The organism is Solidesulfovibrio alcoholivorans DSM 5433 (genome assembly GCF_000702665.1).
Taxonomy (GTDB): Bacteria; Desulfobacterota; Desulfovibrionia; order Desulfovibrionales; family Desulfovibrionaceae; genus Solidesulfovibrio; species Solidesulfovibrio alcoholivorans.
The window spans coordinates 13,627-39,378 of sequence record NZ_JNJA01000022.1; the positions used below are offsets into that span (position 1 = coordinate 13,627).

Here is a 25,752-nt window from a genome sequence, read left to right on the forward strand (position 1 = left end):
CGGCCGTCGCCAGGACGGCCGGCCGATGCAATCCTTGAGCCGTTTAAAAGGAGGGCGCGCCCAACGCCATGGCTACCGACATCCTCTCCCCGGCACTGATCGCCTCCATGGTGGGGCATTTGAGCGTCGCCGACCTGATCCGGACCACGGAAACCTTCAAGCAAAGCGGCCAGACGGCGTCCATCGAGGCGGCCTACGCGGCCTGGGTGCAGGCCAATTCCGAAGATCCGCTGCTCTACGCCGTGCTGTTTAACTACTCCATCACACTCTCCGACACGGGCAAGCTGGAAGCGGCGCAGCAGTGCCTGGAGCGCGCCATCGCGCTCAACGCCGACTTCATGCCGGCCTACATCAACCTCGGGCGCATCCTCGAGCGCCAGGGCAAGATCGGCCTGGCCATCATCCAATGGTCCGCGGCCTTGGCGCGCATGGCGGCGGTCAACCCCCAGGCGGTCATGCACAAGACCACGGCCCTCAACCAGAGCGCCCGGGCGCTGGAAGCGGTGAGCCAGGACGAAGCCGCGGAAAAGATGCTGCGCGAGAGCCTGGAGCTCGACCGGGACCAGCGCGAGGTGGTGCAGCACCTGGTCGCGTTGCGCCAGCGGCAGTGCGAATGGCCCGTGCTGCTGCCAAGCGAGCGCGTCAGCCGGGAAACCCTGTTCACGGACATGTCGCCCCTTTCCGCCGCGGCCCACGCCGACGACCCGCTCATGCAGCTGGCCCTGGCCGACCGCTACAACCGCCGCGACGTGGGCACGCCCGAAGGCGCGCTGACCGCCTGGCCGGCCGCCATGGCGCACGAAGGGCCGCTTCGCGTCGGCTACCTGTCCTCGGACCTGCGCGAGCACGCCGTGGGCTACCTCATGACCGAGGTGCTCGGGCTCCATGACCGGGGCAAGGTCGAAGTCCACGCCTACTACTGCGGCATTCCCGCAACCGACGCCCTGCACGCCCACTTCAAGGACACGGCCGACCGCTTCACCGTGATCACGGACGTGAGCGACGCGGACGCCGCCCGCCGCATCGCCGACGACGGCATCCAGATTCTCGTGGACTTGAACGGCTACACGCGCGACGCGCGCCTGAAGCTCGTGGCCCTGCGCCCGGCCCCGGTCATCGTCAACTGGCTGGGCTACCCCGGCACCATGGCCAGCCCCTACCACCATTACCTGATCGCCGACGACTGGATCATCCCCGAGGCGCACGAGGCCTATTTTTCCGAAAAGGTGCTGCGCCTGCCCTGCTACCAGCCGAGCAACCGCAACCGCGCCGTCGCCCCGCAGCGCCCCACGCGCGCCGCGGCCGGCCTGCCCGAAGAGGCCATGGTCTATTGCTGCTTCAACGGCAGCCACAAGATCCACCGCCAGACCTTCGACCGCTGGCTGGCGATCCTGGCGCGGGTGCCGGACAGCGTGCTCTGGCTGCTCGGCGGGCCGGAGGCCACGGTCAACCGCCTGCGGGAGTACGCCAAGGCCCACGGCATCGGCGGGGAACGCCTCGTGTTCGCGGACAAGGCCGCCAATCCCGCGCATCTGGCCCGCTATCCGCTGGCCGACCTGTTTCTGGACACCACGCCCTACGGGGCGCACACCACGGCCTCGGACGCGCTCTGGTCCGGGGTGCCGGTACTCACCGCCAGCGGCCGCTCGTTCGCCTCGCGCGTGTGCGGCAGCCTCGTGCGCGCGGCCGGGCTGCCGGAGCTCGTGTGCGAAACGCCCGAAGCCTACGTCGAACGGGCCGTGGAGCTCGGCAACGACCGAGCCGCCCTCGCCGCCCTGCGCCAGCGCCTGGAAACCGGACGCGACCAGGCCGCGCTTTTCGACATGCCGGGCCTCGTGCGCGGCCTGGAAGGACTGTATGCGCGGATGTGGCGCGACTGCCGGGAAGGCCGGCTGCCGCGGCCGGACCTCGCCAACCTCGACGTCTACCTGGAGACCGCCTGCGCCGTGGACTACGAGGCCCTCGACGTCCAGGCCGTCGCGGACTACCGGGGCTGGTGGACGCAGCAGCTCGCCCGGCGGCACCGCCTGCGCCCCATCCCCCGCGACAATCGGCTGGTCGTCGATCCGGAACTGTTTCCCTAGGCGACTGCCCACACGGCCGCGCGCCGCCCGTACGGACCGGAAGACGCGCTCCCGCTCCCGCCGCATCCGTCGCCTGCGCGCCCACATCCCGCTCTGGACGCCGATATGCTCCGGGTTGTATGTTGCGACCATCGGACGCCGCAGCCTGCAACCGGACGCACCATCGCGGTCCGGCCTTGCCGTGGACCGCAAGGACGGGTATTGCTGCCGCGCACGGTGTCTCCTATCGTCGGCCATGGCCGCTCTTTCCCGAGGAACACGCGTTTTGCGGACACCGTGACGAACAACCGCGAGGATACTTGTCGATGTCCGGATCGACCGTTGCGGCGACAGTGACGCAGACCACCGTGTTGCGCAAAGGGCGCCTGAGCAACTTGCTTTGCGCCTGTCTTTTTTCCGTCGCCGTGTTCTTCCTGCTGTACAGCAGGGATTATTACATCAGCACCCAGTATGCCGTCCTCATTGCGCTGCTGCTGGCTGTCCTCCCTTTCCTGGCGGCGGCAAGAGCCGGCGACGACAGGCCGTATTTCCGGCTGGGCCTGGCCGGCATCTGCCTTGCCGTGCTGCTGGCCTGCCTGCCCCTGGCGCACGGCACCTGGGCCGTGGCCGACGACTACATCATCCCGATGATGCTCGACGAAGCCGGACGCATGGATTTCGGCGACCTCATCGCGCACCTTGGCGTCTCGCAGTCGTTCGGCGTCATTTTTGACAACACTTCCGGCAGGTTCCAGCCGCTCTTCGTCTTCATGTACGCCGTCAACACCTTTGTCTTCGGCGACCATATCCAGCTGTGGTACATGCTGTACGGCGCGCTGTTCCTGGCGAGCGTCGCGCTGACGCTGCTCGCCCTGCGGCGCTGCTTCGACGGCGTCACGGCCGTGCTGGCCGGCTGCGTGATCTACGCGCACCTGCATTGGTACTGGCTTTTCCGCGACACCGGCGTGGTGGAAGTCTACGGCCTGCTCGGGCTTTCGCTTTCGACCTGGGTCATCGCCCGCAACCGCTCCCGCGCGGTCGTGTCCATGAGGGCCTGCCTGCTGGCGACGCTCGGAGGCTTCCTCATGATCGGGACCAAGGAGACCTTCGCCCCGGCCGCGCTGCTGCCCCTGGGCTTCTTTTTCTGCCGCGCGTTTTCGCACGACGCCAGGGAACGCCGCAAGGCCGTCGCCTTCGGCGTCGTCAACCTCGCCCTTTGCCTCTACGTCCTGGTCGGCATCGTGGCCGCCCTTGCGGCGCTCGGCGCGGACGCCTCCGGCGGACTGGCGGGGTATGCCGCGCTGCTGCGCGACCTCGCCACCTATCTCGGCGACTTCGGCCGGCGCATCGCCTGGCCGTGGTACGCCGGGTCGCTGGCCGTCCTTGCCTGCGCCAACCTCCTGCCGTTTCGCGGGCGCGCCCCGGCGGCGGCCGCCGTCAGGGGCACCTGGATCAGCCTGGGACTCATCGCCTTCATGCTGCTCTTCGCCCTCTCCCAGTACGTCTTCTACCAGGGCGACATCGACAACCAGCACTATTCCATCCCGCTCACGGCGATTCCGGCCCTGCTGTGGCTCACGGCGGGCCGACTTTTCCTCCAGGCCGCGTCACGCCTGGGCTCGCCCCGCGCGGACATCGCCGCGCGCATGCTGCTCGTGTTTCTGTGCTGCTCCAACGTGCTCGCCACCCCGTCCTTCGCCAAGGACCTCATCCGCATCCTGTGCGAAAAAAACGCCACCTACGTCGCCTCCCTCGAGCGGGTGGCCAAGGCGGTCTCCAAGGAGCCGGACAGGCCGCTGATCCTGGTCGTCGGCGACACGCAAAACGAGGAACTTGCCGTCAGCCCGGCCGTCTACCTGAAGGAAATCTTCGACATCCCCAACGCCGTGTACGTGCGGCCGACGACGGCCGCCGCGTCGCTCGAGCTTCTTCGCGACAAGGGCTACGGCCGCTTCATCACCCCGGGCGCGCCACCTGCCGACGTCCCGGCCTTCACGGTGGGCATCCTGACCACGCCCGAGGCGGGCGCGGGCGACCTCGGCCGCCTTCTGCCCGTACCCGCCGGCGAACCGCAGTTCAAGCTGCTGCCCTTTCTCTCCCGCAACATCTGGTAGTCCGCACCCAGCCCGCCTGCGTTCACGCGACGCCCTGCCCCTCGCGTCCCTCGCAAGGGGCAAGGCGATTTGGCCGTGCTGCGCCGGCGTGCGTCCGGCCTGTTCGAGACCGGCCGCGGCGAAGCGCCGGCATGCACACCTCGACACGCAGCGCTCTCTGGACAAGCAGCGCTGCGGCCGCGCCTGAGTGCAAACCGGCCAGGAACCGCCACCCGGCATTGCCGCGCCGCTGCCGCTTTCCGGCCCACGCACGTTGCCGCCGCCATGGGGAGACGCGCGAAAGAAACGCTATTCCAGTCCGTACTGCTTGATCTTGCGCCACAGCGTCGTGCGCGGAATGTCGAGGATCTTCGAGGCCAGGCCCTTGTTGTAGCCCGTGCGCTCCAGGACCTTGGCGATGTAGCGGCGTTCCATGTCTTCGAGCGAGGCCAGGCCCTCGCCTTCCATGGAGTCGAAGGAGAGCTGGCGCAGGTCGGAGGGCAGGTCGCGCACGCGCAGGGTGTCGCCGTCGGCCAGGGCCACGCCGCGCTCGATGATGTTCTCGAGCTCGCGCACGTTGCCCGGATAGCTGTAGTTGGCGAGGATGGCCATGGCCTCGGGGTCGATGGCGGCAACGGCCTTGCGGAAGGCCGCGCCGTACTTGGTCAGGAAGTGCATGGCCAGGGGCGCGATGTCCTCGCGGCGCTCGTCCAGGCGCGGCAGGTGGATGGTGACCACGTTGAGGCGGAAGAAGAGGTCCTCGCGAAACGCGCCCGCCGCGGCCTCGTGCTTGAGGTCCTTGTTGGTGGCGGCCACGATGCGGATGTCGAGGTCGATGGGGTGGACGCCGCCCACGCGCAGGATGCGCCGCTCCTGGATGGCGCGAAGGAGCCGCACCTGCATGGACAGCGGCATCTCGCCGATCTCGTCCAGGAAGACCGTCCCCCCCGCCGCCGCCTCGAGCAGCCCGATCTTGGTCGCTCCGGCCCCGGTGAAGGCCCCTTTTTCGTAGCCGAACAGTTCGCTGCTGATGAGCTCTTCCGAAAACCCGCCGCAATTAAACGACACGAACGGCCGCTCGGCCCGCCCGCTCTGGCGGTGGATGGCCCGGGCGACGAGTTCCTTGCCCGTGCCGCTGGCCCCGAGGAGGAGCACGTTGCAGTCCACCGGGGCCACCTTGTCGATCATGGCGAAGACCCGGCGGATGGCCGGCGCGCTGCCGATGATGGGCTTTTCGCCGTCGGCCTCGCGCAGCGCCTCGCGCAGTTCCCGGTTTTCACGCCGCAGCGCCGCGCGCTCCAGGGCCGAGCGGGCGAGATGGCGCACCTCGGCCAGCTTGACCGGCTTTTGCACGTAGTGGAAGGCCCCGGCCTTGACCGCCGCGATGGCCGACTCGATGGAACCGTAGCCGGTGACGACGATGACTTCGGTTGCGGGCGACGCGGCCTTTATGGCCGGGATATGGGCGATGCCGTCGCCGTCGGGCAGGTTCACGTCGAGAAACACCAGGTCGAAAGGCACTTCGGCGTGGCGGGCGAGAAATGTCCCCCCCTCGGTGAAGGCCTCGACCGTGGCCCCGTCCTTGCCCAGGGCGCGGCTCAGGCGGCTGCACACGATGGTCTCGTCGTCCACCACGGCGATGCGGATGGTCATGACGGGCCCTCCTTTCCGGCCGCGGCGGCCGTCTCGCCCGCGGGCAGGCGCACGGTGAAGGCCGCGCCGCCCGTTTCGGGATTTTCCACCTCGATGCGCCCGCCGTGGCGCTTGACCAGGGAGTAGGCCACGGCCAGACCCAGCCCCGTGCCGTTGCCCACGCCCTTGGTGGTGTAAAAGGGTTCGAAGATGTGCTGGCGCACCTCGGGATCGACTCCGGGGCCGGTGTCGGCCACGCGAAAATCGACGCCCCCGCCCGGGTGCGGCGCGACGGAAAGCGTCACGCTGCCGCCGCGCGGCGTGGCCTGGACGGCGTTGAGCAGGATGTTGACGAACACCTGCTGGAGGCTGCGCATGTCGCCGCGCACGAGCGGCAGGTCCTTTGCCACGTCCATGCGGAAGGCGACGCCCGCGGCCTGCATCTGGTTTTTGACGAGCGCGGCGCACGAGGCCGCCACCTCGCCCGGGGCCAGGGGCGTCAGCGTCGGGCGCTCGGTGCGCGAAAAATCCAGGAGGTTGCGCACGATGTCCGCAGCCCGGTCGGCCTGGCCGGCGATGTCGTCCACGAGCTCGCGGCCGTCCGCGTCCAGGGACGCGGCATGATCCTCGCGCAGGGCGTCGGCCGTAAGCGTGATGTTGTTGATGGGGTTGTTGAGCTCATGGGCCACGCCCGCGGTGAACGTGCCGAGCGCCGCCATCTTGCGCGCCTGGAGCAGATGCTCCTGGTTGGCCTCGATCTGGTGGGCCATGCGGTTGAATGCCCCAACGAGCCCGGAAATCTCGTCGGAAAGCCCGGGCCGGACCGGCACGGGCCGGTAGTCGCCCTCGCCCACGCGCCGCGTGGTCTCGCGCAAAAGCGCCAGCGGCCGCAGCACCCGCGTGGAAACCAACGCGACCACGGCGATGGTCACGAACAGGAACACGCCGGCGAACGCGAACGGCACGGCCAGCGAATGGCGGATGGTCTCGTGGATGCGCTGCCGCCTGGCCGAAAGCAGCCGCGTGGCGAAATCGGTGAGCGCCTTGCCCTTGGCGCGCACGGCCTCGGTCGCGCCGTCGTCGGGCGTGCCGGCCTCGGGCAGGCGCGACAGGGCCAGGCGGTAGGCGGCCAACTCGTCCAGAAACTCCCGGGATTCCGCCCCGCCGAGCTCCTTGTCCGCGCCCCCGGCCAGCCCTCCGGCCAGCCGGTCCACGGCGTCGAGGTAGTCGAGCCCCTCGCGCAGGCTCGCCGCGTCGTGGTAGAGCAGGTAGTTCTTCTCGAAACGCCGCACTTCCAGAATGTCATTGAGCAGGTCCTCGATGCGCTCGCTGACCAGGTAGCGTTCACGCAGGGAGGACAGGCTCGCCACGTGCAGCGCGGCGAGGGTGAGCACCGCGAACAGGCTTGCGGCGAAAACGAAGAGCATTTTGGAACGGATGGTGCGTAACATCCCCAGTATCCTCGTCGAAAAACGTGCGGACGCTACCCGTTTTCCCCGCCCGGGGAAAGGGGATCGGCGTCGTGGCCGGGCCTTCCGCTCCCAAGCAACCCCTGTTCCAACGCCAACCCACTCAAATCATTGACCGCGGAAAACGGGACACGCCGCACTTGTTCCACTCTGGAACAAATACCTTTCCATGACGGCCCGCGCTTTTCAATCTGAAACGCCAGCAGCGCCCCTCGGTGCTGATCCTGTCGCAATTCCCTCCTGTTTTCAGCGTGTTGTAAAAACAGTCCGTTCTGGCCCGCCGGTTGCTACCCGCAGTGGCGGGACACACCATGGAACGCATACTCGTAGGCACATCTCCGCGGCACGGAGCCCTGTCGGCGCTGACGCGCGCGATTTCCCTGGCCAAACGCATCGAGGCCCGGGTCCATGTCCTCTTCGTCGCTCCGCCGGAAGGGAGCGTCCCTTCCGGACTGCCCGACGACAAGGCCTTGGCCGAGCAGCGCCGGTTGCGCCTGCTCGCCCAGCAGGCGGCGCAAGAGGGCGTCGGCGTCGAAAGTTTCATGACCGAGGGCGCTTACGAAGAGGAAGTGATCCGGTTCGCCCGCGAACACCGGATCACCCTGCTCGTCCTGGAGTCCGGCGACGGGGACGGGCGCGGCGCGCAGCGGGACGACCAGTCCCTCAAACAGATCCTGCACGGGATTTCCTGCCGGGTGGAACTGGTCTCCCCGCGCAGGGACGAAACGGCAACCCTAGGAAACGGTGAGGCGACATGAGCATTCCCATGACCCTGTATCTGCCCATCGCCGGAAATTCGGTGAACATCCTGGCCGTTCTCGGCCTCGGTGGCGGCGTGGGCCTTCTTTCCGGCATTTTCGGCGTCGGCGGCGGCTTCCTGATGACGCCGCTGCTCATGATGATGGGCATCCCGGCCACGGTCGCCGCGGCGTCCGACTCCAACCAGATCGTCGGCGCTTCGACCTCGGGCACGCTGATCCACCTGCGCCTGGGCAACGTGGACATCAAGATGGGCATCCTGCTGCTCATCGGCGGCGTCATCGGCGGCACGCTCGGTGTCCAACTCATCAAAATCCTGCGCGCCATGGGCGACGCCGACTTCTGCATCGCCATCACCTACGTGCTCATGCTCGGCGGCGTGGGCTTTTACATGTTCTTCGAATCCCTCGGGTCCATGCGCAAGGCCAAGGGCAAATCCCCGGCCAAGGCCGCGCCGTCCGGCCCCTCGGCCTACGCCCGGTTCATGGCCGCCCTGCCCTGGCAGACGGATTTCCCGCGCTCGGGCATCCGCCAGTCGGCGCTGACGCCCCTTTTCTTCGGCGGCCTCGTCGGTGTGCTCTCGGCCATCATGGGCGTGGGCGGCGGCTTCATCATGGTCCCGGTCATGGTCTACATGCTGCGCATGCCCATGCACGTCGTGGTCGGCACGAGCCTTTTCCAGGTGCTTTTCACCTGCATCAACGTCACCATCATGCAGGCCTCGCAAAACCACACCGTGGACTTCGTGCTCGCCCTGCTTTTGCTTCTCGGCTCGGCCATCGGCGCGCAGTTCGGCGCGCGCATCGGCCGCCGGCTCCAGGGCGACCAGCTCAAGATCTACCTCTCCGGCATCGTGCTGATCGTCATGTTCAAGATGCTCTACGAACTGCTGGCCCGGCCCAACGTGCTCCTGGCCGCCATCGGAGGTCACTAATGCGCCGCCTGCTCCTTTGCGCCCTCGGCCTGCTGCTCGCCGCCGCACCGTGCGGCGCGGCCGCGGCCGACACCCTGCCGCCGCTTGCGGCCACGCCCCCGGCCATCGCCATCAACTCCCTCTACAACGGCATGGACCTGACCGTCGCGGGCAAGGTCCCGGCCGGCAGCCAGGTCGTCGTGCGTCTGGCCGGCGAGCCCACGACCTTCCACATGAAGGAGAAGGGCAAGGTCTTCGGCATCCTCTGGATGAACCGCGAGAAAGTGGCCTTCTCCGACGCGCCCAAGGTCTTCCTGGAGGCCGCCTCCGAAGGCGTCGCGCCGGAAACGGCGGCCCGGTACGGCGTGCCCGGCCTGGCCGAGCGCATCAAGGCCGAGACGTCCGACCCGGACAAGGCCGCGCTCGTGGCGGAATTCCTCAAGTTCCAGCAGGCGGAGAAGCTCTACCGCGATAGCGCCGGCCAGGTGACGCTCGCCCCGGAAGCCGACGGGCAGACGCCCTTTTCCGCCGTGCTCCACGTGCCCTCGCGCCTTTCCCCGGGCACCTACAGCGTCGAAGCCCTGGCCATCAAGGACGGCGCGGTCGTCGCCAGGGGCCAGACCGCCATCGCCGCCTCCTTCGTCGGCGCACCGGCGTTCCTGGCGGACATGGCCTTCGGCCACGCCACGCTCTACGGCGTCCTGGCCTCGGTCATCGCGATCCTCGGCGGCCTCGTCATCAGCCGCATCTTCCAGGGCTCCAAAAGCGGAGCGCATTAACCGCCTGCCGCAGGCGACAAGGCGACGGCCATGGGCGTGTTCGAACGGATCGGCAAGGCGCTGCATCTCCCCATCCGGAGCAAGGCCCCGGTGCCCTTCGTGGTGCTTTTCAAAAAGTTCAAGAGCATCCTCGAGCGCAACAACCGCATCCTCACGCTCATGGCCGACATGGGCGACAAGCTCGGCGGCGAATACGTCTTCGACCGCCGCTACATCGAGTCGGCCTGCGAAGAGCTGGCCGACCAGATCTTCAAGCTGGTCTCCGACCTGTCCATCCTCAACCGCTGCCGCAACGTGCCGCTGTTCGTCGCCTTCGAAAACGTGCGCCAGGAAATCGCCGACGAACTGGCCGGACGCCACCATTTCCCCGACACCCCGGCCACACTCCCGCTCTCGGGACTGCGCGGCGACATGGCCGAGGCGGCCGGCGGCAAGTTCGCCATGCTCGGGGAGCTCAAAAACGTGCTCCAGCTGCCCGTGCCCGACGGCTTCGTGGTCACGACGCGGGCGTTTGCCGAATTCATGGAGCGAAACGGCCTGCCGGATTTCATCCGCGAGCAGACGAAACTCCTCGACGCGGACGAGGAGGGCAACATCCGCGAGGTCTCGCGCCGCGTGCGCGAGCGCATCCTGGCCGCGAGCCTGCCCCGCTCGCTCGGGCGCGGCATCGCCGAATCCCTGGAGGATCTGGCCCGGCGCGGCGGGCGCATCCCCAAGAGCCTGGCCGTGCGCAGCTCGGCCTGGAACGAGGACGGCGAAACGAGCTTCGCCGGCCAGTACGAAAGCGTCATCGGCGTGCCCCCCTCGGGCGTGGCCGACGCCTTCAAGCGCGTGGTCGCCGGGGCCTATTCCCCCGAGGCCTGGCTCTACCGCCGGCGGCGGGGTTTTCGCGAGCACGAGGCGGTCATGGCCGTGGGCTGCCAGGTCATGATCGACTCCAAGGCCAGCGGCGGCCTCTACACCTACGCGCCGCTGACGCAAAAAGAGGAAGGCATCTTCGTCAGCGCGGCCTGGGGGCTGTGCGCGCCGGTCATGTCCGGCGAGATCGAGACGGATTCCTACCTCATCGGCCGCCGCGCACCCTTCCCCATGCTCTCCCGGGAGATCGCGCACAAGGGCAGCCGCATGGTCCTCGGCTCCAAGGGCGGAACCGGCTTCGAGGACGTGCCGGCGCTGGCCGCGGACGCGCCCTGCCTGACCGAGGCCGACCTCGCCCTGCTCGGCGAAGTCTCGCTTTCCCTGGAGAAATATTTCAAGCGGCCCCAGGACGTGGAATGGACGCTCGACGCCTCGGACCGGCTCTACGTGCTGCAAAGCCGGCCCTTGGTCTTCTACGGCGAGCCGGCGCGGCGCACCGGGGCCATCGACGCGGCCACGAGCCAGGCCGAGATCGTCTTTTCCGGCCGGGGCGACGTGGTCCAGCGCGGCGTGGCCATGGGCCGCGTCCACGTGGTCAGGACCGACGCCGACCTCGCGGATTTCCCCTTCGGCGCGATCCTCGTCGCCCACCACACCTCGCCGCGCTATTCCCGGGTCATGGCCCGGGCGCAAGGCATCCTCACGGACATCGGCTCCCCGGCCGGGCACATGGCGGCCGTGGCGCGGGAATTCCGCCTCCCGACCGTCGTCGGCTGCGGCGTGGCCACGGAGCTGCTCAAAACCGGCGACGAGATCACCGTGGACGCCACGCAAAACGTGGTCTACCGCGGCCTCGTCAAGGAACTGCGCTACTTCGAGCTGACCGAGGAGACGGTCTACGAGGATTCCTACGAATACCGGCTGCTGCGCCGGCTGCTGAAAAAGATCACGCCCTTAAACCTCGTGGACCCGCACTCCCCGTCGTTCACCCCGTCCTCCTGCCGCACCTACCACGACATCACGCGCTACATCCACGAGCAGGCCGTGGCCGAGCTGATCGAGCTCAGCGAAGACCGGCGCGGCATCCTCGACGCCACGGCGCGCAAGCTGCGCTCGCCCCTGCCGCTCAACCTCTCGGTCATCGACCTCGACAGCGAGGCCACCGGCGACACGGAAGAACTCGATATCGCGGGCCTGCACTCCCTGCCCCTGCGCGAACTGCTCACCGGGCTCATCGACTCCGGCATGTGGAGCACCGATCCCGTGCCCGTGGACATGGGCAGCTTCATGGCAAGCCTCACGCGCACCCTGGGCGTTTCCGGCCCGGGTTCGGAAAAGCTCGGCCGCAACCTCGCCGTGGTCTCCAGCGAATACATGAACCTCAACCTGCACCTGGGCTACCATTTCGTCCTGGTCGACGCCTACGTCGGGGACGTGATCAACGACAACGCCCTGTACTTCCGCTTCCTCGGGGGCGTAACGGATTTCTCGCGCCGCGCCCGCCGGGCCGGCTGCATCGCCAAGATCCTGGAACGGGCCGATTTCCGGGTGGAGCTGCACGGCGACCTGGTCATCGGCCGGCTCAAGAAGTTCGACAAGGACGCCATGCGGGCCAAGCTGCGCCTGCTCGGCGGCCTGGTCGGATTCACCCGCCAGCTCGACGTGCGCATGGCCCGCGACGACGACAGCCATTGCTTTGCCGAGGAATTCCTGGCCGCCATAAAACCGGTGATGGAGGACGCCCATGACAACCCCTGACGCCGCCGCGCCAGCCAGAAGACGCCTGCTCATTCTCGACGACGAACCCATCGTGGTCAAACGCCTCAAGCCCGCCTTCCAAAAGACCGGTTACGACGTGGCCGTCTTCACCGACAGCGCCGCCGCCCTGGCCGCCTTCGAGGAAAACCCGGCCCACATCGTCATCACGGACCTCAAAATGGAAGGCATGGACGGCATCGCCTTCCTCGACCGCATCAAGGCCGTCTCCCCGGATACCGGCGTCATCGTCATCACCGGCTTCGCCACCCTGGAGACGGCCAAGGAATCCTTCCACAAGGGGGCCTTCGACTTCGTGGCCAAACCCTTCAAGCTGGCCGACATTCTCGATGTGGTCGCCCGCCTGGAAACCTTCCTGGGGAATCCGCGCCATGACCATGTCGCCTGAACCGCCCCGCCGTCCGTCCGGCCACGTCGCGCCCGAGGAATCGGCGCGCTCTGTATTTTCCAAGTTCCGGGCGCTGCTCGAGGCCAACACCGCCGCCCTGACGGCCATGGCCGCCATGGAACGCATGCGCGGCGGCGAATACATCTTCGACCGGGCCTTTCTCGAAACCTCGGCCCGCGCCGTCGCGGACTACGCCCATCAGGCCGTCTATGCCGTCAACGCCATGACCGGCAACGCGCACGTGGCGCTTTTCGACCGCTTCACGCAGGTGGCCGCGGCCGTGGAGGACATCCTGGCCGGCCGGCCCGAGCCCGACGACGCCCTGCTCGTGCGCCCCATCGCCCGGCTGCGCCTGGAAGACCGGGGGCGGGTCGGGGAGGAGGCCGCGGCGCTCGGCGAACTGGCCGGCCAGCTCGGCCTGCCCGTGCCGCGCGGCTTCGCCCTGTCCCACGCGGCCTGGGACGCGCAGGGCCTCACGCCCGCCGCGCGCCAGGCCCTGGCCGCCGCGCTCGGCGACCCCGACACGGGCCTCCACGGCCCGGCGACGATCCGCGTCACGGCCACGGGGTCCCACGGCGACGCCGCGCGCCAGGAAACCTTTTCCCTGACGGCCAAGGCCGAAACGGTCGCGGCCACCCTGGCCGGCCTGGCCCGGGCGGCGGCCGCCGACCTCGGCCTGCGCCCGGACCAGGCGACCTTTGCCGCCCTGCTTCTCGCCGCGCCGCCCGCAACGCTTCGGGGCACGATCGAAACCATGCGGCGGCAGACGGACGCTAGCGCCTGTCTGGCCCTTTCCCTGCGCCCGGACGGCGACGCGGCCCCGGCCACGCTACGCCTGCTCGCCCGCGCCCATCCTTTCGCCCGCCTGCCCGGGACCGATGCGGCGCAAGGCGAGGCCGCGCCGCTGACGGATGCCGCCGCGGCCCTGCTCGCCGGCCGGGCCATGGCCGCCGAACGGCTGCTCGGCGCGCCCCTGACACTCGGCGTCGCCGTCGCCGCCTCCGGGGAAAGCGTCATCGAGGCCGTGCGCCTCGAGCTCCCGGCCGCAGCGGACGCGCCCGTGCGGCCGCCGCTCGCCGCGGCGCTCGTGCGCGGCGGCGACGCCGCCTGCCTGGGGGCCGCTTCGGGCGCGGTGGTCCATGTGAGCGAGGGCACGCCGGCGGACGTTTTCCCGCGCGGCGGCGTGGCCGTGGCCCGCTCGGCCTCGCCGGCCCTGGCCCCGATCGTGCGCCGCGCCGCGGCCGTGGTGACGGAAGTGGGCGATCCGGCCGGGCATCTCGCCGCCGTGGCCCGGGAGCTGCGCGTGCCGGCGCTTTTCGGCGCGCCGGACGCCATGCGCGCCCTGGCCGAAGGCGCGCCCGTCACGGTCGACGCGGATCTCGGCGCGGTCTTTGCCGGGGCGCTCGAAAACCGCCCGGTTTCCGATTCCGGGCTCGCGCCGGACGCCCCCGAATACCTGCTCCTGCGCCGGTTGTTGCGCCGCGTGGCCACGCTGACCCTGACCGATCCCGATTCCCCGGAGTTCACGGCCGCGGGCTGCCGCAGCCTGCACGACATCCTGCATTTCGCCCACGACCGGGCCGTGGCCGCCCTGGCGGGACTGCGCGGCACGGAGCTCGCCGCCGAACCCGCCCGCCGGCTCACCCTGCCCGTGCCGCTCGACCTGCGCCTGCTCGACATCGGCGGCGCGCTGGCCCCCGGCGGCGCGGACCTCGCCGCCGTGCGCTCGCGGCCCCTGGCCGCCTTTCTCGACGGCCTGCTCACCCCGGGCATGTGGGACGCCGCGCCGGCCAGGCTCGGCCTTGGCGACATGCTCGGGGCCATGACCAAGCCCCTGCCCGACGTCACGGGCAACCTGGCCATCGCCGCGCGCAACTACTGCAACGTGAGCCTGCGCCTGGGCTGGCACTTCACGGTGGTGGACGCCTACCTTGACCGCAACCCCGACAAAAACGCCGTGTATTTCCGCTTTGCCGGCGGCATGGCCGGAAGCGGCGCGCGGCGCGCCCGGGCGGCCTTTTTGCACATGGTCCTGGCCCGCCTCGGCTTCAAGGTCGAAACGGCCGGCGATCTGGTCGTGGCCCGGCGCAAACTCCTCGAAGCCGAGGAAGCCGAGGACGCCCTGCGCCTGCTCGGCGCGCTGTGCGCCTTCGCCCGCCAGCGCGACACCGGGCTTTCCGGCGAAGACGACGCCCTGGCCCTGGCCGACGCCTTCCGCGCCGCCCTGGCCGCGGCCAAGGACACCGCCGGGGCGCGGCCATGATCGGCCGGCTGTGGCGCGCCTTCACGGCGCGCCGGGCAACGCGGGCCAAGGCGAGCCTCGACGCCCTCAAGGTGCGCTACCACACCTTCCGGGTGCTTCTGGCCAACAACGAGCGCGCCCTGGACAGGCTGGCCGCGTTCGAGACCGCGCTCGCCGCGGGCGCACCGGCGGAAGCGCTCGCCGCCGACGTGGAGGACCTGCTCGCCGTCGCCTTCGAGATGGTCGATGGCGCGGTGCGCCTGGACGTTCCCGAGGGCGGAGCGCTCTACGACAGGCAGCTGCGCCTGGAAGAAGCGTTGCGCGCGGCCGTCGAGACCCTCGACGACGTCGGGCGCGGCCCGTCCTGCCTGCCCCTGGCCGCGCCGCTCGCCGCCGCGGACGTCGGCGGCAAGGCCGCCGGCCTGTCGCAGTTGACCCGCAACGGCTTTCCCGTGCCGGACGGCTTTGCCGTGACCGTGCGCGCCTGCCGGGACTTCCTGCGCGAAACGGGCCTCGAGGACGCCATCCGCCGCCGCCTCGGCCAGGCCCCGGCCGGCGAGGCCCCCCTGGCGGAGGCCTGCGCCGCCGTACGCCGGGACATCCTTGCAAGCGAGCTGCCCGACTGGCTGCGCGCCGACCTGCGCGAGGCCGCCCGGAACCTCGCCAGGGACGGGCAACCGGCCCCGGCCTTTGCCGCACGCAGCAGCGCGCTGACCGAAGACCGGCCCGAACATTCCTTCGCCGGCCAGTTCGTCAGCGAACTGAACCTTTCCGCCGACACCCTGGAGCAGGGCTTTCTCGCGGTCATGGCCGGGGCCTTCACCGAACAGGCCGCCGTCTACCGCCGCGAGGCCGGGCTGCCGCCTGCCGCCCTGGACATGGCCGTGCTCGTCCAGGTCATGGTGCCGGCCGTTGCCGCAGGCGTGGTCTTCACCATCGACCCGGTGCACCCGGAAGCCGAGCGCATGCTCGTTTCCGCCGTGCCGGGCCTGGGGGTGCTCGCCGTCAGCGGCGCGGCCCCGGTCGACGTCTACCGCATCGACCGCGCCGATCCCGGGGACGTGATCGCCCATGTGGCGCGCAAGACCCGCCGCGCCGTGGCCGCGCCCGGCGGCGGCCTGCGCCGCGAACCCGTGCCCCGGGACCAGAAGCACGTGCCCGTGCTCGACGACGCCGTCCTGTCGCGCCTTGCACGGCTGTGTCTGGCCGCCGAGGCCCTGGCCGGGACCTGGAGCGACCTGGAATTCGCCCTGGACGGCGACGGGGCGCTGTGGCTCCTGCAATGCCGGCCCGCGCGCATCATGTGGGGCGGCAAGCGGCCGCCGGCCCCGCCAAAGGAATTCTACCGCGGCGGCATGGCCGCCACGCCCGGCCGCTGCCTGGGGCGGGCGCTGCATGTGGACGATGCCGCGGACCTCGGCCAGGCCCCGGACGGGCCTGTCGTCGCCGTGCTGCCCACGGCCGCGCCCGAAGCGGCCAGGGGCCTGCCGCTGTGGCAGGGCGCGGTGGTCGCGGGCGGCAATCCCGCCGACCACCTCTCCACCGTGGCCCGCGAAACCGGCCGGCCCATGCTGACCCGGGCCGCCGGGGCCGTGGAGGCCATCCCGGCGGGGGCTCTGGTCGTGCTCGATGCCGACGCCGGCCGCGTGACCGCGGCCCCGGCGGCCATCGGCGACGTCGCGGAACTGCTGCGCCCGCCCGTGCGCCTCGCCCCGGCCTGCGCCGCGCCGTGCCTGTCTCCCGCGCGGCTGCGCCTGCACGAGCTCCTCGCGCCCCTGACCCTGACCGGAGCCTACGGCCCGACCTTTTCCGTGCTCGAATGCCGCACCCTGCACGACATCATCCGCTTCACCCACGAAGTGGCCGTGATGGCGCTTTTCTCGGCCGGCGACGCGCTGCTTTCCCAGTCCCTCGACCAGGTGCGCATCCTGCGCGGCGACGGCCCGTTCGAGGTCATGGTCATCGACCTCGGCGGCGGGCTGCGCGACGACGCGCCCGAACGGCACATAAAGCCCGAGTCCGTGGCCTCGATCCCCCTGGCCGCCCTGTGGCGCGGCCTGTCCGCGCCGGGCCAGCGCGCGGCCCCCCTGCCCGGGTCCGACGCGTCCGGCGTCTTCGGCCGGGGCCTTGCCGACGCCCGCAACAAGCGCCCCGTGGGCGAACCCAACTACGCCCTGGCGGCGCGGGACTACGTCAACGTCAACGCCCGGGTGGAATTCCACTTCGCCATGATCGACGCGGTCTGCGGCCCGCGCGCGCGCGGCAACCACGTGCGCCTGCGCTTCAAGGGCGGCGGCGCGTCCCCGGAAAAACGCCGCAGGCGGGCGCGCTGCCTGGAGCGCATCCTCAAGTCCGCCGGCTTTTTCGTCAGCCGCGGCGACGATCTCCTGAGCGCCTCCCTGGCCGACGCTCCGGAAGCGACCACGGCGGAATCCCTGGTCCTGCTCGGCCGGCTGCTCGGCTTCGCCCGGCTCCTGGATGCGGCCATGACCGACGACGACGCGCCCGACCGCGCCGCCGACGCCTTCCTGGCCGGCGACGCGGCCCTGGCGGCCTTCACCGCCGGCGTGCCCACCGCCTAACGCCCCACCCGGTTTCGAACGTCCTTCGCCTCGTGCACCTTGCGCCGGATCACGATCCTGGGCGTTCCCGCGTCGTTTTATTTTTCTCATTTGAGCAAAAACCGCGTCTCGGGACTTGACCCGGAACCGGCAATGCTTATTTGCTCAATTGAGCAAAACAAGGAGGCCGCATGCCCCGTCCCCCCCTGCTCCGCCGGGTCCTCGACATGCCGCGGGCCACGTATTTCAAGCCGCAAGGCGCGCCGCTTCGCGACCTGGAGGAAATCCTCCTCCCCGTCGAGGGGCTCGAGGCCCTGCGCCTGGCCGATCTCGAAGGGCTGACCGCCGAGGAGGCGGCCGCGCACATGGGCGTGTCGCGCCACACCTTCGGCCGGGTGCTCGCCGCGGCGCGGGCCGCGGTGGCCAGGGCGCTGGTGGAGGGCGCGGCGCTTCGCATCGCGGGCGGCCATTATGCCGTGGCCGGCGCGGTGGGCGCTTGCGGCCCCGCGCGCCAGGGCGGCGGCCCGCACCGTTGCGGCCGGAGACACGGCAAGGGCCGGGGTGCCGGACGCTCAGGCGAGGAACCCGCCCTCGGGCATGACGGCCGGGGCATCCCCGACCGCAGTGCGCCGGAAGGGGCGACGGAGCCGGAAACGGATTCTTAACCGGACGCGCGCTACGCCGCCATGGCGCGGCGCGAACAGCAACACAAGGAGGATACGCCATGCCACGCGGTGACGGAACAGGTCCCACAGGGATGGGATCGCAGACGGGATGGGCCAGGGGCGCCTGCCAGGGCGCTGCCACGCAGGAAAACGCCGGTGCGCCGCTGCCCGGCGGATTCGGCCAGGGCGCGGGACGCGGTGGCAGGGGCCGCGGCAGGGTCGCAGGCATGGCCCCCGGCATGGGTCGCGGGCGGCGGCGCGGCGGCATCTGCGCCAGGCCGATGGGCTCCATGGGCGATGGCGGCGACATCCAGGCGCTTGAGCGCCAGGCTACGTTTCTCGAGGCCTCACTTGCCGCCGTCAAAAACCGCCTGAGCGCCCTGCTCGGCCGGGAAAACGCGTCGCCCAACACATGACGCGGCACGAAAACGAGGCTCCCGCGGCCTTTACGGCGGCGGGAGCCTCTTCTATTTACAGGTTTTCGCGCACAGGAATATAAGCCGCACAAGGAGTGACGCCATGGGATCCGGCATGTTGGAAACGGTCCGCCGCAAGGCGCTTCAATTGTGGGAGCAGCACGACCTGCTGCATGAACCCATCGCGGTCAAGGCCCGCACGCTCACCGTGCACGAAGCCATCGGCGACCCGGAAGGCGATGACTTCCCCCTGCAAAAGGGCAAGGAACAACTGATGGAGGCCGAGTTCCGCGGGGCCAAGGGGCAGGCCTTCACCGACCGTTTCGGCGACTTTTCCGGCACCCTGGCCGATGTGGCCGCCATGCCCCTTCAGAACAACTTCCGCCGCGCCGTGTTCGTGGCCTCGCTCAACGCCGTCATGCGCGGCCTCGGGCTCTGCACGGCCACCATCCACTGCCGCGACAAGGAGCCCGGCGAATGCGCCCCCAGGTTTCGCGACCACATCCGCGAGCGCTACGGCGACGTGCGCATCACCCAGGTGGGCTTCCAGCCGAAGATCATCAAGGCCCTAAGCGGCGCGTTCGACCTCAAGGTGCTCGACCTCGACCCGGACAACGTCGGCACGGTGCAGCACGGGGCCGAGATCCTGGGGCCGCAGCAGCAGGAAGAGGCGCTCGATCGCGCCGAACTCCTCGTGGTCACGGGCTCGACCCTGGCCAACGACAGCATCGGCGACTTCCTCATCGACCGTCCGGTCATCTTCTACGGCACCACCGTCGCGGGCGCGGCGGCGCTCATGGGCTGGGAACGGTTCTGCGCCAAGGCGCGCTGACCCCGATAGCCCGGCACAACCGTCCGCACGCGACGAAGCGGCCCGCCTCCGTGCGGAGACGGGCCGCTTCGCCTTGCCAAGACGGCGGACATGCGCGGCGGGCGCGACCGCCCGGCTACCGGACCAGGCCCGCGCCGTAGAGGGCGTAGGCATCACTGGCGTCACACCCCGGCTGGCGGACCGGATCGACGGCCATGCTCTTGACGAAACGCCCGGTCACGGTGCCGTTCCCGTCGGCTCCCTCGATGAACACCGCGCCGAGCTGGTAGACCTTGATGAAATTGCGCCCGCTTTCCTGGGGGTAGCGCGGGTCGTAAAAGGGGATCAGGGCCACGCGCGGGCTGTCGAGCGCGTCGGCGTAGGCGCTGTCGACGATGGAACTCGTGTCCTCGTCCCAGGACGCGTCCGGGTCCTTGGCCAAAAGTGCCGCCAGACCCTGCTTGGTCGGCCCGACCATGTCGCCGGGTTCGACCTGGAGTTCGTCGCCTGCCTTGACGGCGCTGTCGTTCGATCCGGTGCAGCCGGCGATGTTGTCGCGGTAGGAATCGCCGCCGGAGACCGGGTTGCCGGAGCCGAGCGCGGGATAGTCCACAGCCTGGTAATGGCCCGGGGTGACCGTGCCGCTCGGTTCGCCGAACTTGAGCACGATCTGCGTGCCGACGTCTCCGTTGCCGTAGCCCTGCACCTCCACCGAATGCATCTCGCAGGAGCTCTGCGCGTCGAGTTGCCCGTTGTTGTTCAGCTTCTTGTCCCCGTCGCACGTGTCGTTCCAGGTGAACTTCGCCGGGGGAGACCAGGGCTTGAGGCACTTGGTGCTCTTGGAACAAAAAAGCGCGGCCTTGCCCGTGGCGGCGATGTCCTGGGTGTTCCAGCCGAGGATGCGGCCGAGGAACATGTCCACGGGATTGCCGCGCTCCGTGGTGCGCCCGACCCTGCTTTGCACCGTCACGGCATCGGGGAAGGTCACATCCGAGTTGCGAATGGCCACGTCCTTGCCGTCGGCGTCGTCGAGGTTCGCCTGGCCGTAGCGGATGGCCGTGTCGATCACCGGCTCCTGGTTGGAACCGTACTGCACGAGCACGTTGGCCCCGGCCAGGGCGGCGGCGTCCGCGGCGTTTTGCAGCTGGCTGCGCTTGTACTCCAGGAAGCCGTAATCCACGGCCAGCGTGGCGAGCCCGGCCAGGACGATCATGGACAGCGCCACGAAAACGGCCACCGAACCCGCCTGCGCCGGCGATCGACTTGCTCTTTGCGTCGTCATGTCGCGCCTCCCTTGGTGTCAGGATTGCCGTTCCGTGGCCGAGCCCACGACCCGGGCCATGTTCGCGTTGATGCCGGGCCAGGGAATGATGACCATGTTCGAGGTGTCGTAGCGGACTTCCACCGTTACCGGCGTGCCGGACTTGCGCTCGCCGCTGGTCGCAACCGAAGTGCGGTCCGGGCTGTAGCCGGCGTTTTGGATGTACAGGACGACGGCCCGGTCCACATCCTGGTTGCGCGAGGCGGCAAGGGCCCCCTCCCGCGCGGCGCGGGTCACCACGGCCTGGGCGAGGAAGAGCTGGCCGAAATCCACCACGCCGGCCAGGAGCGGCATGAGGACAAAAGCCAGAAGCAGGGCAAGTTCCACGGACAGGGAGCCCTGCTGTCGCGACGGGGCGTCGTCCGGTCTGCGTGTGTTCATGGCTCCACCATGGCGCTCGCGCCGGCGGCGATGCTCGCCGGAAAGAGCGTGCTGCCGACGAATTGCGGCAGGATCAAAGGACGATAGGGATAGCTGAAGGAAACCGTGACCGGCTCGCCGGCCGTCCGCTCGACAGGAGAAATGGAGATGCTCGGCGTGACGCCGAGGGCGAACCCCGGCGGCGTGCCGTCGGAACCGTTGTTGAGCTCACCGGTGACGGCCGCGGTGATGTCGGCGTCCGTCGCGCCGGGCAGGCTGGCCACGCGGACGGCGCTGGCGGCCACCGAGGCGGCCATGGATTGCAGGTAGAAAAAGCGGCCGTATTCGAAGATGGCGAAGAGCAACAGCAAGAGCACGGGCAACAGCAGCGCCATTTCCACTGCCGAAGCGCCCCGCTGGCCCTGTGTCGCTTGTTCCGCTCGCATGCCGCCACCCCGCGTCGTGTTTCGCCCGCACCCCGGGCCACGATTAGGGGATAGCCATCGCGCACGCACGCGTCGATGGACTCGATTCCCCACCCCCTCGGGGAAATCCCCCAGGGAGGCGGCGGCGCGTCAGTCGATGAGCCCCAGCCGCGAGGCGAAACGCACCAGTTCGACGGAGTTTTGCAGGCCGAGCTTCTTCATGAGGTTGCAGCGGTGGTGTTCGGCGGTTTTCACGCTGATGGCGAGGGCGTCGGCCACTTCCTTGGTGGTGAGCCCCTCGACGACCATGCGCATGACCTCGCGCTCCCGGGCGGTCAGGCTGTCGTAGGCGTTGGCCGGGGCGGCTTCCCGCTTCTGCGCGCCGAGGAGCAGTTCCCGCGAGACCTCCTGGGAAATGGCCGGGTCGAGGTAGAAGCCACCGTCCCCGACCTGCGCCAGGGCCTCGAGCAGCCGTTCGGCCGCGGCGTCCTTGGTCACGTAGCCGTTGGCCCCGGCTTTGACCGCTTCGACGATGTAATCCACCTTCGTGTGCATGCTGACCATGAGGATGCGCAAATCCGGGTGCCGGGCGCGCAGGTCCCGGGCCAGATGGATGCCGGAGCGGTCCGGCAGGGAGATGTCGAGCAGAACGACATCCGGGGCGCAGGCGCGCGCCAGACGCACGGCCTCCGCCGCGCCGCCCGCTTCGCCCGCGATCACGAGGCCGGCGTCGCGCCGCAGAATGGCCTTGAGCCCCTCGCGGAACAGGGGGTGGTCGTCAACGATCAGTATCCGTTTCGTTCCCATGCCTCGCCTCCCCTGCGTAGACGACTTCCGCCGCCAACAGGCAGCCCTTGCCCGGTTCGGACACGATGCGCAACGTCCCCCCGAAAAGTCCCACCCGTTCGCGCATGCTGGCCAGCCCCATGCGCCGCGTCCTGCCGGCCCGCGCGAGCCCTTCGGCCACGTCGAAGCCCCGGCCGTCGTCCTTCACGCGCAAAATGAGCCTGGGGTAGGATTCCACCAGCCGCACCGTCGCCTGGCGCGCCCCGGCATGGCGGCGCACGTTGGCAAGCGCCTCCTGGGCCACGCGGTAGACGTTGATGGCCACGTCCTGGGGCACGGCCACGCCTTCCATCCCGGAGGCTGCGAAATCGACCGGCAGGCCGGAGGTCCTGGCGAAATCGTCGCACAGGCGCTGGAGCGCCTGGACGAGACCCAGGTATTCCAGGTCCGGCGGGCGCAGGTCGTAGGAAATCTCCCGCACCGCGCGGATGGCCCGGGACAGCATCTCCGTCAGGGCGTGAAACCGCCCTTCCACCGCCGGCGCGGGGAGGAGGACGCCGTCGAGCAGGGTCTGGCTGGCGATCTTGGCGGCGGAGAGGTCCTGGGCCACGTTGTCGTGGAGATCCCGGGCGATGCGGGCTCGTTCCGTCTCCTGGGCCTTGATGAGCGCGCCCGTCAGCTCGCGCACGCTCTCCTCGGCCCGCTTGAGCTCGGTGACGTCGGTATTGGTGCCGACGAAGCGCGTCACCCGCCCCGAGGCGTCGCGCACGGCCTTGCCGCGCACGAGTATCCAGCGCACGCCGCCGTCGCGCGTGAGCATGCGCTGCTCGCCCACGTATTCCTGCGCGTCCCCGGCGGCCCAGGCGGCGAGCTCGCTCCGGACTCGCCCGCGGTCCTCGGGGTGGACGTGCGCAAGCCAGGCGTCGAGCCCGGGGGGCATGCCGGCCCCGGCATCGTGGCCGAGCAGGGCGAGGAATTCGGGATCGACGTAGTACGCGCCGCTGTCCGTCCACAGTTCCCAGACGCCGACCCGGGCCGCGCGGGTGGCCATGGCGTAGCGGCCGTGGGCCTGGTCGAGGGCCGCCAGCATGGCATTGATCGCCTTGGACAGGGCGGCGATCTCGTCGTTGCCGGCAATGAAGGTGCGCAGCTGCCCGGACGAGGCCTCGCCAAGCTCGCTGATCTGCCCGCGCAGGCGCGACACGCGCGAGAGGATGCGCTGTTCCAGGAGATAGAGCATGGCCAGGCCGAAGGCCAGGCCGGTGACGAGCAGGAACACGACGTTGTTGCGCTGGGCGATGCGCTCCTGGGCGAAGATGCGGCGGGCCATGGTCACGGAAAGCAGCATGGCGGGCCGGCCGGTCCAGTCGCGCAGCAAAGCGAAGCCCTGGATGCGCGCGTCCCCCTCGGGGACGAGCAACGGGCGTGCGGCGCGGCCCAGGGCGGCGGCGATGTCCGCAAAGCGCGACGCGACGCCGGGTGCCTGGAGGTTGACCACGCCGAGGTCGAGCATGATCAGTTCCGACAGGCGGGCGACGGCGGCCGTATCGAGCCGCCGTCCCATGAGAAGCGTGCCGCGCGCCGGCCCTTTGCGCACGCTCGTCAGGATGGGGCAGGCGGCCAGCAGCCAGATGTCCTCGCCGGCCACGAGGAGGCCCGACGCCGTGCGGTCCTTTTCCCCGTCGACCAGCCGCCGCGCGGCGGCCGCCTTGTCCGCGAACGTCTGGGGAACCGGCGCCAGCTCTTGGGCCGCGGCGTCGCGCATACGCCCGAGCACGAGGTTGCCGCCCGCATCGTAGACGAGCAGCAGGTCCGTCCGGAGGGTTTCGAGACTCTGGAAATTGACGTTGAGGCGCAAAAATTCCGGGTCGCGTTCCTTGGCGAAGCGATACGTGTCATCCCACATGCCCCAGTCGGCAACGGTCGCTTCGAGGCCCTGCATTTCGCCCTCGAGGGCCCGGGTCGCCCGGGTCACCTCCTCCTCCACCTCCTCCCGCTCCAGGGCGCTGAAACTGGCCTGCAGGATGTTGCTGGAAATGGCGTAGAGCACGGCGAAAAGCGCCGCAAAGGTGAGGCAGATGATGCAGACGGCGGTGCGACGCAGGCTCATGCCTCCTTATGCCCGCCGGCGGTGGGGCTGTAAACCGCAGGCGCGCGCACGCTCCCGGTTGCCCACGTTGCCCACAAGGAGGCGTCCGACGACGGCCGCTTTCCCTTCCCCTTTTCCCACTACCCCTCGGCAGTGCTTGTTGTTATATGACCATGTAAAGTATGGCCTCCCGGCCGGAACCCCCGCAACAAGGACAAGAGGCGCGGCATGCAGGACTTTCACAAGCTGATGCAGTGTTTTTGGGAAATCAACGCCCAGGACGTGGCGGATATCTGGCAGGCCATCCAGGAGAACAAATCCGCCGACAAACCCAAATGCGACGTGGGGTCGTGGCACTCCGACGACGGCAGAGTGTTCTTCCTGGAAATCGCCATCCTCAACAGCGGCGGCCGCCTGTTGCGCGTGGAAATCGGCGGGGACGGCAAATTCCGGGCGTCCATCATTTTCCCGGAAATGGATTAGTGTTGTGATCCTTAAGAACTACGTCAGTATTTTTTAAGAAAATTAGTTATTCAACCGTGTTGCCACTCTGAAAATTATCTTCTTTTTTCGCGGCGGGTGCCTCCTGGCGTGGAGAAGGAGGCTCCGGGACGGAACAAAGAATGCGCGCCATCCGCAGGGCCACGGGAATGGCGCAATATCCTGTGAAAAATAATCAGCGGGGCGTCGTCCGGTCTTTTCGGTACGACAACCCGCTGATTTTTATTTTTAAAACGTGGAATGAGCATTTTTCGCAGAATCTTATGGCCTAACACATCAATAAAAATCACATCTTCATTATTACAACTGTAAAAAAACACATCCTGAGCGCATACATTTCTTCGGGAAATGCTGGCGATGATTTCAAAAAAATGCTGAATCGCCCTGCCGTTGCGCCGCCCCCCCATTGCGCCATCCCAAAGAGAGGCGTAGAGTTACACAAATTTTAGAATCTCCGTGAGTCATTTTCATTATAAAAGCAACTAAATTCTTGCAACAGGAACGCCAATCACGCCAGAAACATACCCTGTCCAATAATAATATGCCAGTAGATATCATGCCGATAATACAAAAGTTGCAACATCAAAATCAGGAAAGGAGGGCAACATGGACATCCCTAGCAAGACGAACAAAACATGGCATGACATCATAACAGGAAAGAAAACATTCCAGCTCAAATTTCTTGCAACAAAAATCCTGCTCGGCAGACTTGTGCGAGCGGCAAAAGAAGATCCTTCTCCGGAAAATATCGCGAACTGCATAGATGAACTCTATGCAATATTTGCAAACAACATAAAAATGCCAAGCGTACAGGACGATATAAAAACCATATTTGGATAGGAGCA

22 protein-coding genes are annotated in these 25,752 nt (G+C 68.8%); 14 read left to right on the plus strand and 8 right to left on the minus strand.

Annotation, left to right across the window (positions count from 1 at the left end):
* The first annotated feature begins 68 nt into the window (after positions 1 to 68).
* Positions 69 to 2,084, plus strand: coding sequence for an O-linked N-acetylglucosamine transferase, SPINDLY family protein (locus Q368_RS0121000; RefSeq protein ID WP_029461003.1), 2,016 nt, complete (start codon positions 69 to 71; stop codon positions 2,082 to 2,084).
* A 305-nt stretch (positions 2,085 to 2,389) separates the two neighbouring features.
* Entirely contained in the window at positions 2,390 to 4,177 is a 1,788-nt protein-coding gene (locus Q368_RS0121005; protein WP_029461004.1) for a hypothetical protein, read from the plus strand.
* A gap of 288 nt (positions 4,178 to 4,465) precedes the next feature.
* On the opposite strand, the gene Q368_RS0121010 is transcribed toward Q368_RS0121005, so the two are convergent.
* Positions 4,466 to 5,809: a sigma-54-dependent transcriptional regulator gene (locus Q368_RS0121010; protein WP_029461005.1), complete on the minus strand. Its 1,344-nt coding sequence runs from the start codon at positions 5,807 to 5,809 to the stop codon at positions 4,466 to 4,468.
* Positions 5,806 to 7,239: a sensor histidine kinase gene (locus Q368_RS0121015; protein WP_029461006.1), complete on the minus strand. Its 1,434-nt coding sequence runs from the start codon at positions 7,237 to 7,239 to the stop codon at positions 5,806 to 5,808. The genes Q368_RS0121010 and Q368_RS0121015 overlap by 4 nt, the downstream gene beginning before the upstream one ends.
* 329 nt (positions 7,240 to 7,568) lie before the next feature.
* On the opposite strand from Q368_RS0121015, the gene Q368_RS0121020 reads away from it, so the two are divergent.
* The 10 genes from Q368_RS0121020 (at position 7,569) to Q368_RS0121065 (ending at position 19,446) form a co-directional block, all read left to right on the plus strand.
* The gene (locus Q368_RS0121020; RefSeq protein ID WP_029461007.1) at positions 7,569 to 8,015 is read left to right on the plus strand and encodes a universal stress protein; all 447 of its coding nucleotides are present in this window, start codon (positions 7,569 to 7,571) and stop codon (positions 8,013 to 8,015) included.
* Complete coding sequence (locus tag Q368_RS0121025) at positions 8,012 to 8,950, plus strand: sulfite exporter TauE/SafE family protein (protein ID WP_029461008.1); 939 nt, start codon at positions 8,012 to 8,014, stop codon at positions 8,948 to 8,950. Before Q368_RS0121020 ends, Q368_RS0121025 begins: the two co-directional genes overlap by 4 nt.
* Complete coding sequence (locus Q368_RS0121030) at positions 8,950 to 9,708, plus strand: TIGR02186 family protein (RefSeq protein WP_029461009.1); 759 nt, start codon at positions 8,950 to 8,952, stop codon at positions 9,706 to 9,708. Before Q368_RS0121025 ends, Q368_RS0121030 begins: the two co-directional genes overlap by 1 nt.
* Positions 9,709 to 9,738: 30 nt before the next feature.
* Positions 9,739 to 12,324: a PEP/pyruvate-binding domain-containing protein gene (locus Q368_RS0121035; protein WP_029461010.1), complete on the plus strand. Its 2,586-nt coding sequence runs from the start codon at positions 9,739 to 9,741 to the stop codon at positions 12,322 to 12,324.
* A complete protein-coding gene (locus tag Q368_RS0121040) occupies positions 12,311 to 12,730 on the plus strand; it encodes a response regulator (RefSeq protein ID WP_029461011.1) in 420 nt (139 codons plus the stop codon). The genes Q368_RS0121035 and Q368_RS0121040 overlap by 14 nt, the downstream gene beginning before the upstream one ends.
* The gene (locus Q368_RS0121045) at positions 12,714 to 14,993 is read left to right on the plus strand and encodes a PEP-utilizing enzyme (protein WP_052360321.1); all 2,280 of its coding nucleotides are present in this window, start codon (positions 12,714 to 12,716) and stop codon (positions 14,991 to 14,993) included. Before Q368_RS0121040 ends, Q368_RS0121045 begins: the two co-directional genes overlap by 17 nt.
* Positions 14,990 to 17,554: a PEP/pyruvate-binding domain-containing protein gene (locus Q368_RS0121050; RefSeq protein ID WP_029461013.1), complete on the plus strand. Its 2,565-nt coding sequence runs from the start codon at positions 14,990 to 14,992 to the stop codon at positions 17,552 to 17,554. Before Q368_RS0121045 ends, Q368_RS0121050 begins: the two co-directional genes overlap by 4 nt.
* A 170-nt stretch (positions 17,555 to 17,724) precedes the next feature.
* Positions 17,725 to 18,198, plus strand: a complete 474-nt coding sequence (locus tag Q368_RS27470) for a DUF134 domain-containing protein (protein ID WP_084158920.1) — start codon at positions 17,725 to 17,727, stop codon at positions 18,196 to 18,198.
* A 92-nt stretch (positions 18,199 to 18,290) separates the two neighbouring features.
* Positions 18,291 to 18,614: a DUF5320 family protein gene (locus tag Q368_RS0121060; protein WP_029461015.1), complete on the plus strand. Its 324-nt coding sequence runs from the start codon at positions 18,291 to 18,293 to the stop codon at positions 18,612 to 18,614.
* A 103-nt stretch (positions 18,615 to 18,717) separates the two neighbouring features.
* A complete protein-coding gene (locus tag Q368_RS0121065; protein WP_029461016.1) occupies positions 18,718 to 19,446 on the plus strand; it encodes a Rossmann-like domain-containing protein in 729 nt (242 codons plus the stop codon).
* A 115-nt stretch (positions 19,447 to 19,561) separates the two neighbouring features.
* On the opposite strand, the gene Q368_RS0121070 is transcribed toward Q368_RS0121065, so the two are convergent.
* The 5 genes from Q368_RS0121070 to Q368_RS0121090 all read right to left on the minus strand — a co-directional run bounded on the left by Q368_RS0121070 (position 19,562) and on the right by Q368_RS0121090 (position 24,427).
* Entirely contained in the window at positions 19,562 to 20,707 is a 1,146-nt protein-coding gene (locus Q368_RS0121070; protein WP_029461017.1) for a pilus assembly protein TadG-related protein, read from the minus strand.
* A gap of 18 nt (positions 20,708 to 20,725) precedes the next feature.
* Positions 20,726 to 21,127, minus strand: a complete 402-nt coding sequence (locus Q368_RS0121075) for a TadE/TadG family type IV pilus assembly protein (RefSeq protein ID WP_029461018.1) — start codon at positions 21,125 to 21,127, stop codon at positions 20,726 to 20,728.
* Entirely contained in the window at positions 21,124 to 21,552 is a 429-nt protein-coding gene (locus tag Q368_RS0121080; RefSeq protein ID WP_029461019.1) for a TadE/TadG family type IV pilus assembly protein, read from the minus strand. Before Q368_RS0121080 ends, Q368_RS0121075 begins: the two co-directional genes overlap by 4 nt.
* Before the next feature lie 129 nt (positions 21,553 to 21,681).
* Positions 21,682 to 22,338, minus strand: a complete 657-nt coding sequence (locus tag Q368_RS0121085) for a response regulator (RefSeq protein ID WP_029461020.1) — start codon at positions 22,336 to 22,338, stop codon at positions 21,682 to 21,684.
* On the minus strand, positions 22,310 to 24,427 hold the full coding sequence (locus tag Q368_RS0121090) for a sensor histidine kinase (protein WP_029461021.1): 2,118 nt from the start codon (positions 24,425 to 24,427) through the stop codon (positions 22,310 to 22,312). The genes Q368_RS0121085 and Q368_RS0121090 overlap by 29 nt, the downstream gene beginning before the upstream one ends.
* 207 nt (positions 24,428 to 24,634) lie before the next feature.
* On the opposite strand from Q368_RS0121090, the gene Q368_RS0121095 reads away from it, so the two are divergent.
* Complete coding sequence (locus tag Q368_RS0121095; protein WP_029461022.1) at positions 24,635 to 24,889, plus strand: hypothetical protein; 255 nt, start codon at positions 24,635 to 24,637, stop codon at positions 24,887 to 24,889.
* 74 nt (positions 24,890 to 24,963) lie between these two features.
* Here Q368_RS0121095 and Q368_RS25970 read toward each other — a convergent pair whose 3' ends face one another.
* Complete coding sequence (locus Q368_RS25970; RefSeq protein WP_156955806.1) at positions 24,964 to 25,314, minus strand: hypothetical protein; 351 nt, start codon at positions 25,312 to 25,314, stop codon at positions 24,964 to 24,966.
* Between the two features lie 199 nt (positions 25,315 to 25,513).
* On the opposite strand from Q368_RS25970, the gene Q368_RS25000 reads away from it, so the two are divergent.
* Positions 25,514 to 25,747, plus strand: coding sequence for a hypothetical protein (locus Q368_RS25000; protein WP_084158921.1), 234 nt, complete (start codon positions 25,514 to 25,516; stop codon positions 25,745 to 25,747).
* Positions 25,748 to 25,752: the final 5 nt, after the last annotated feature.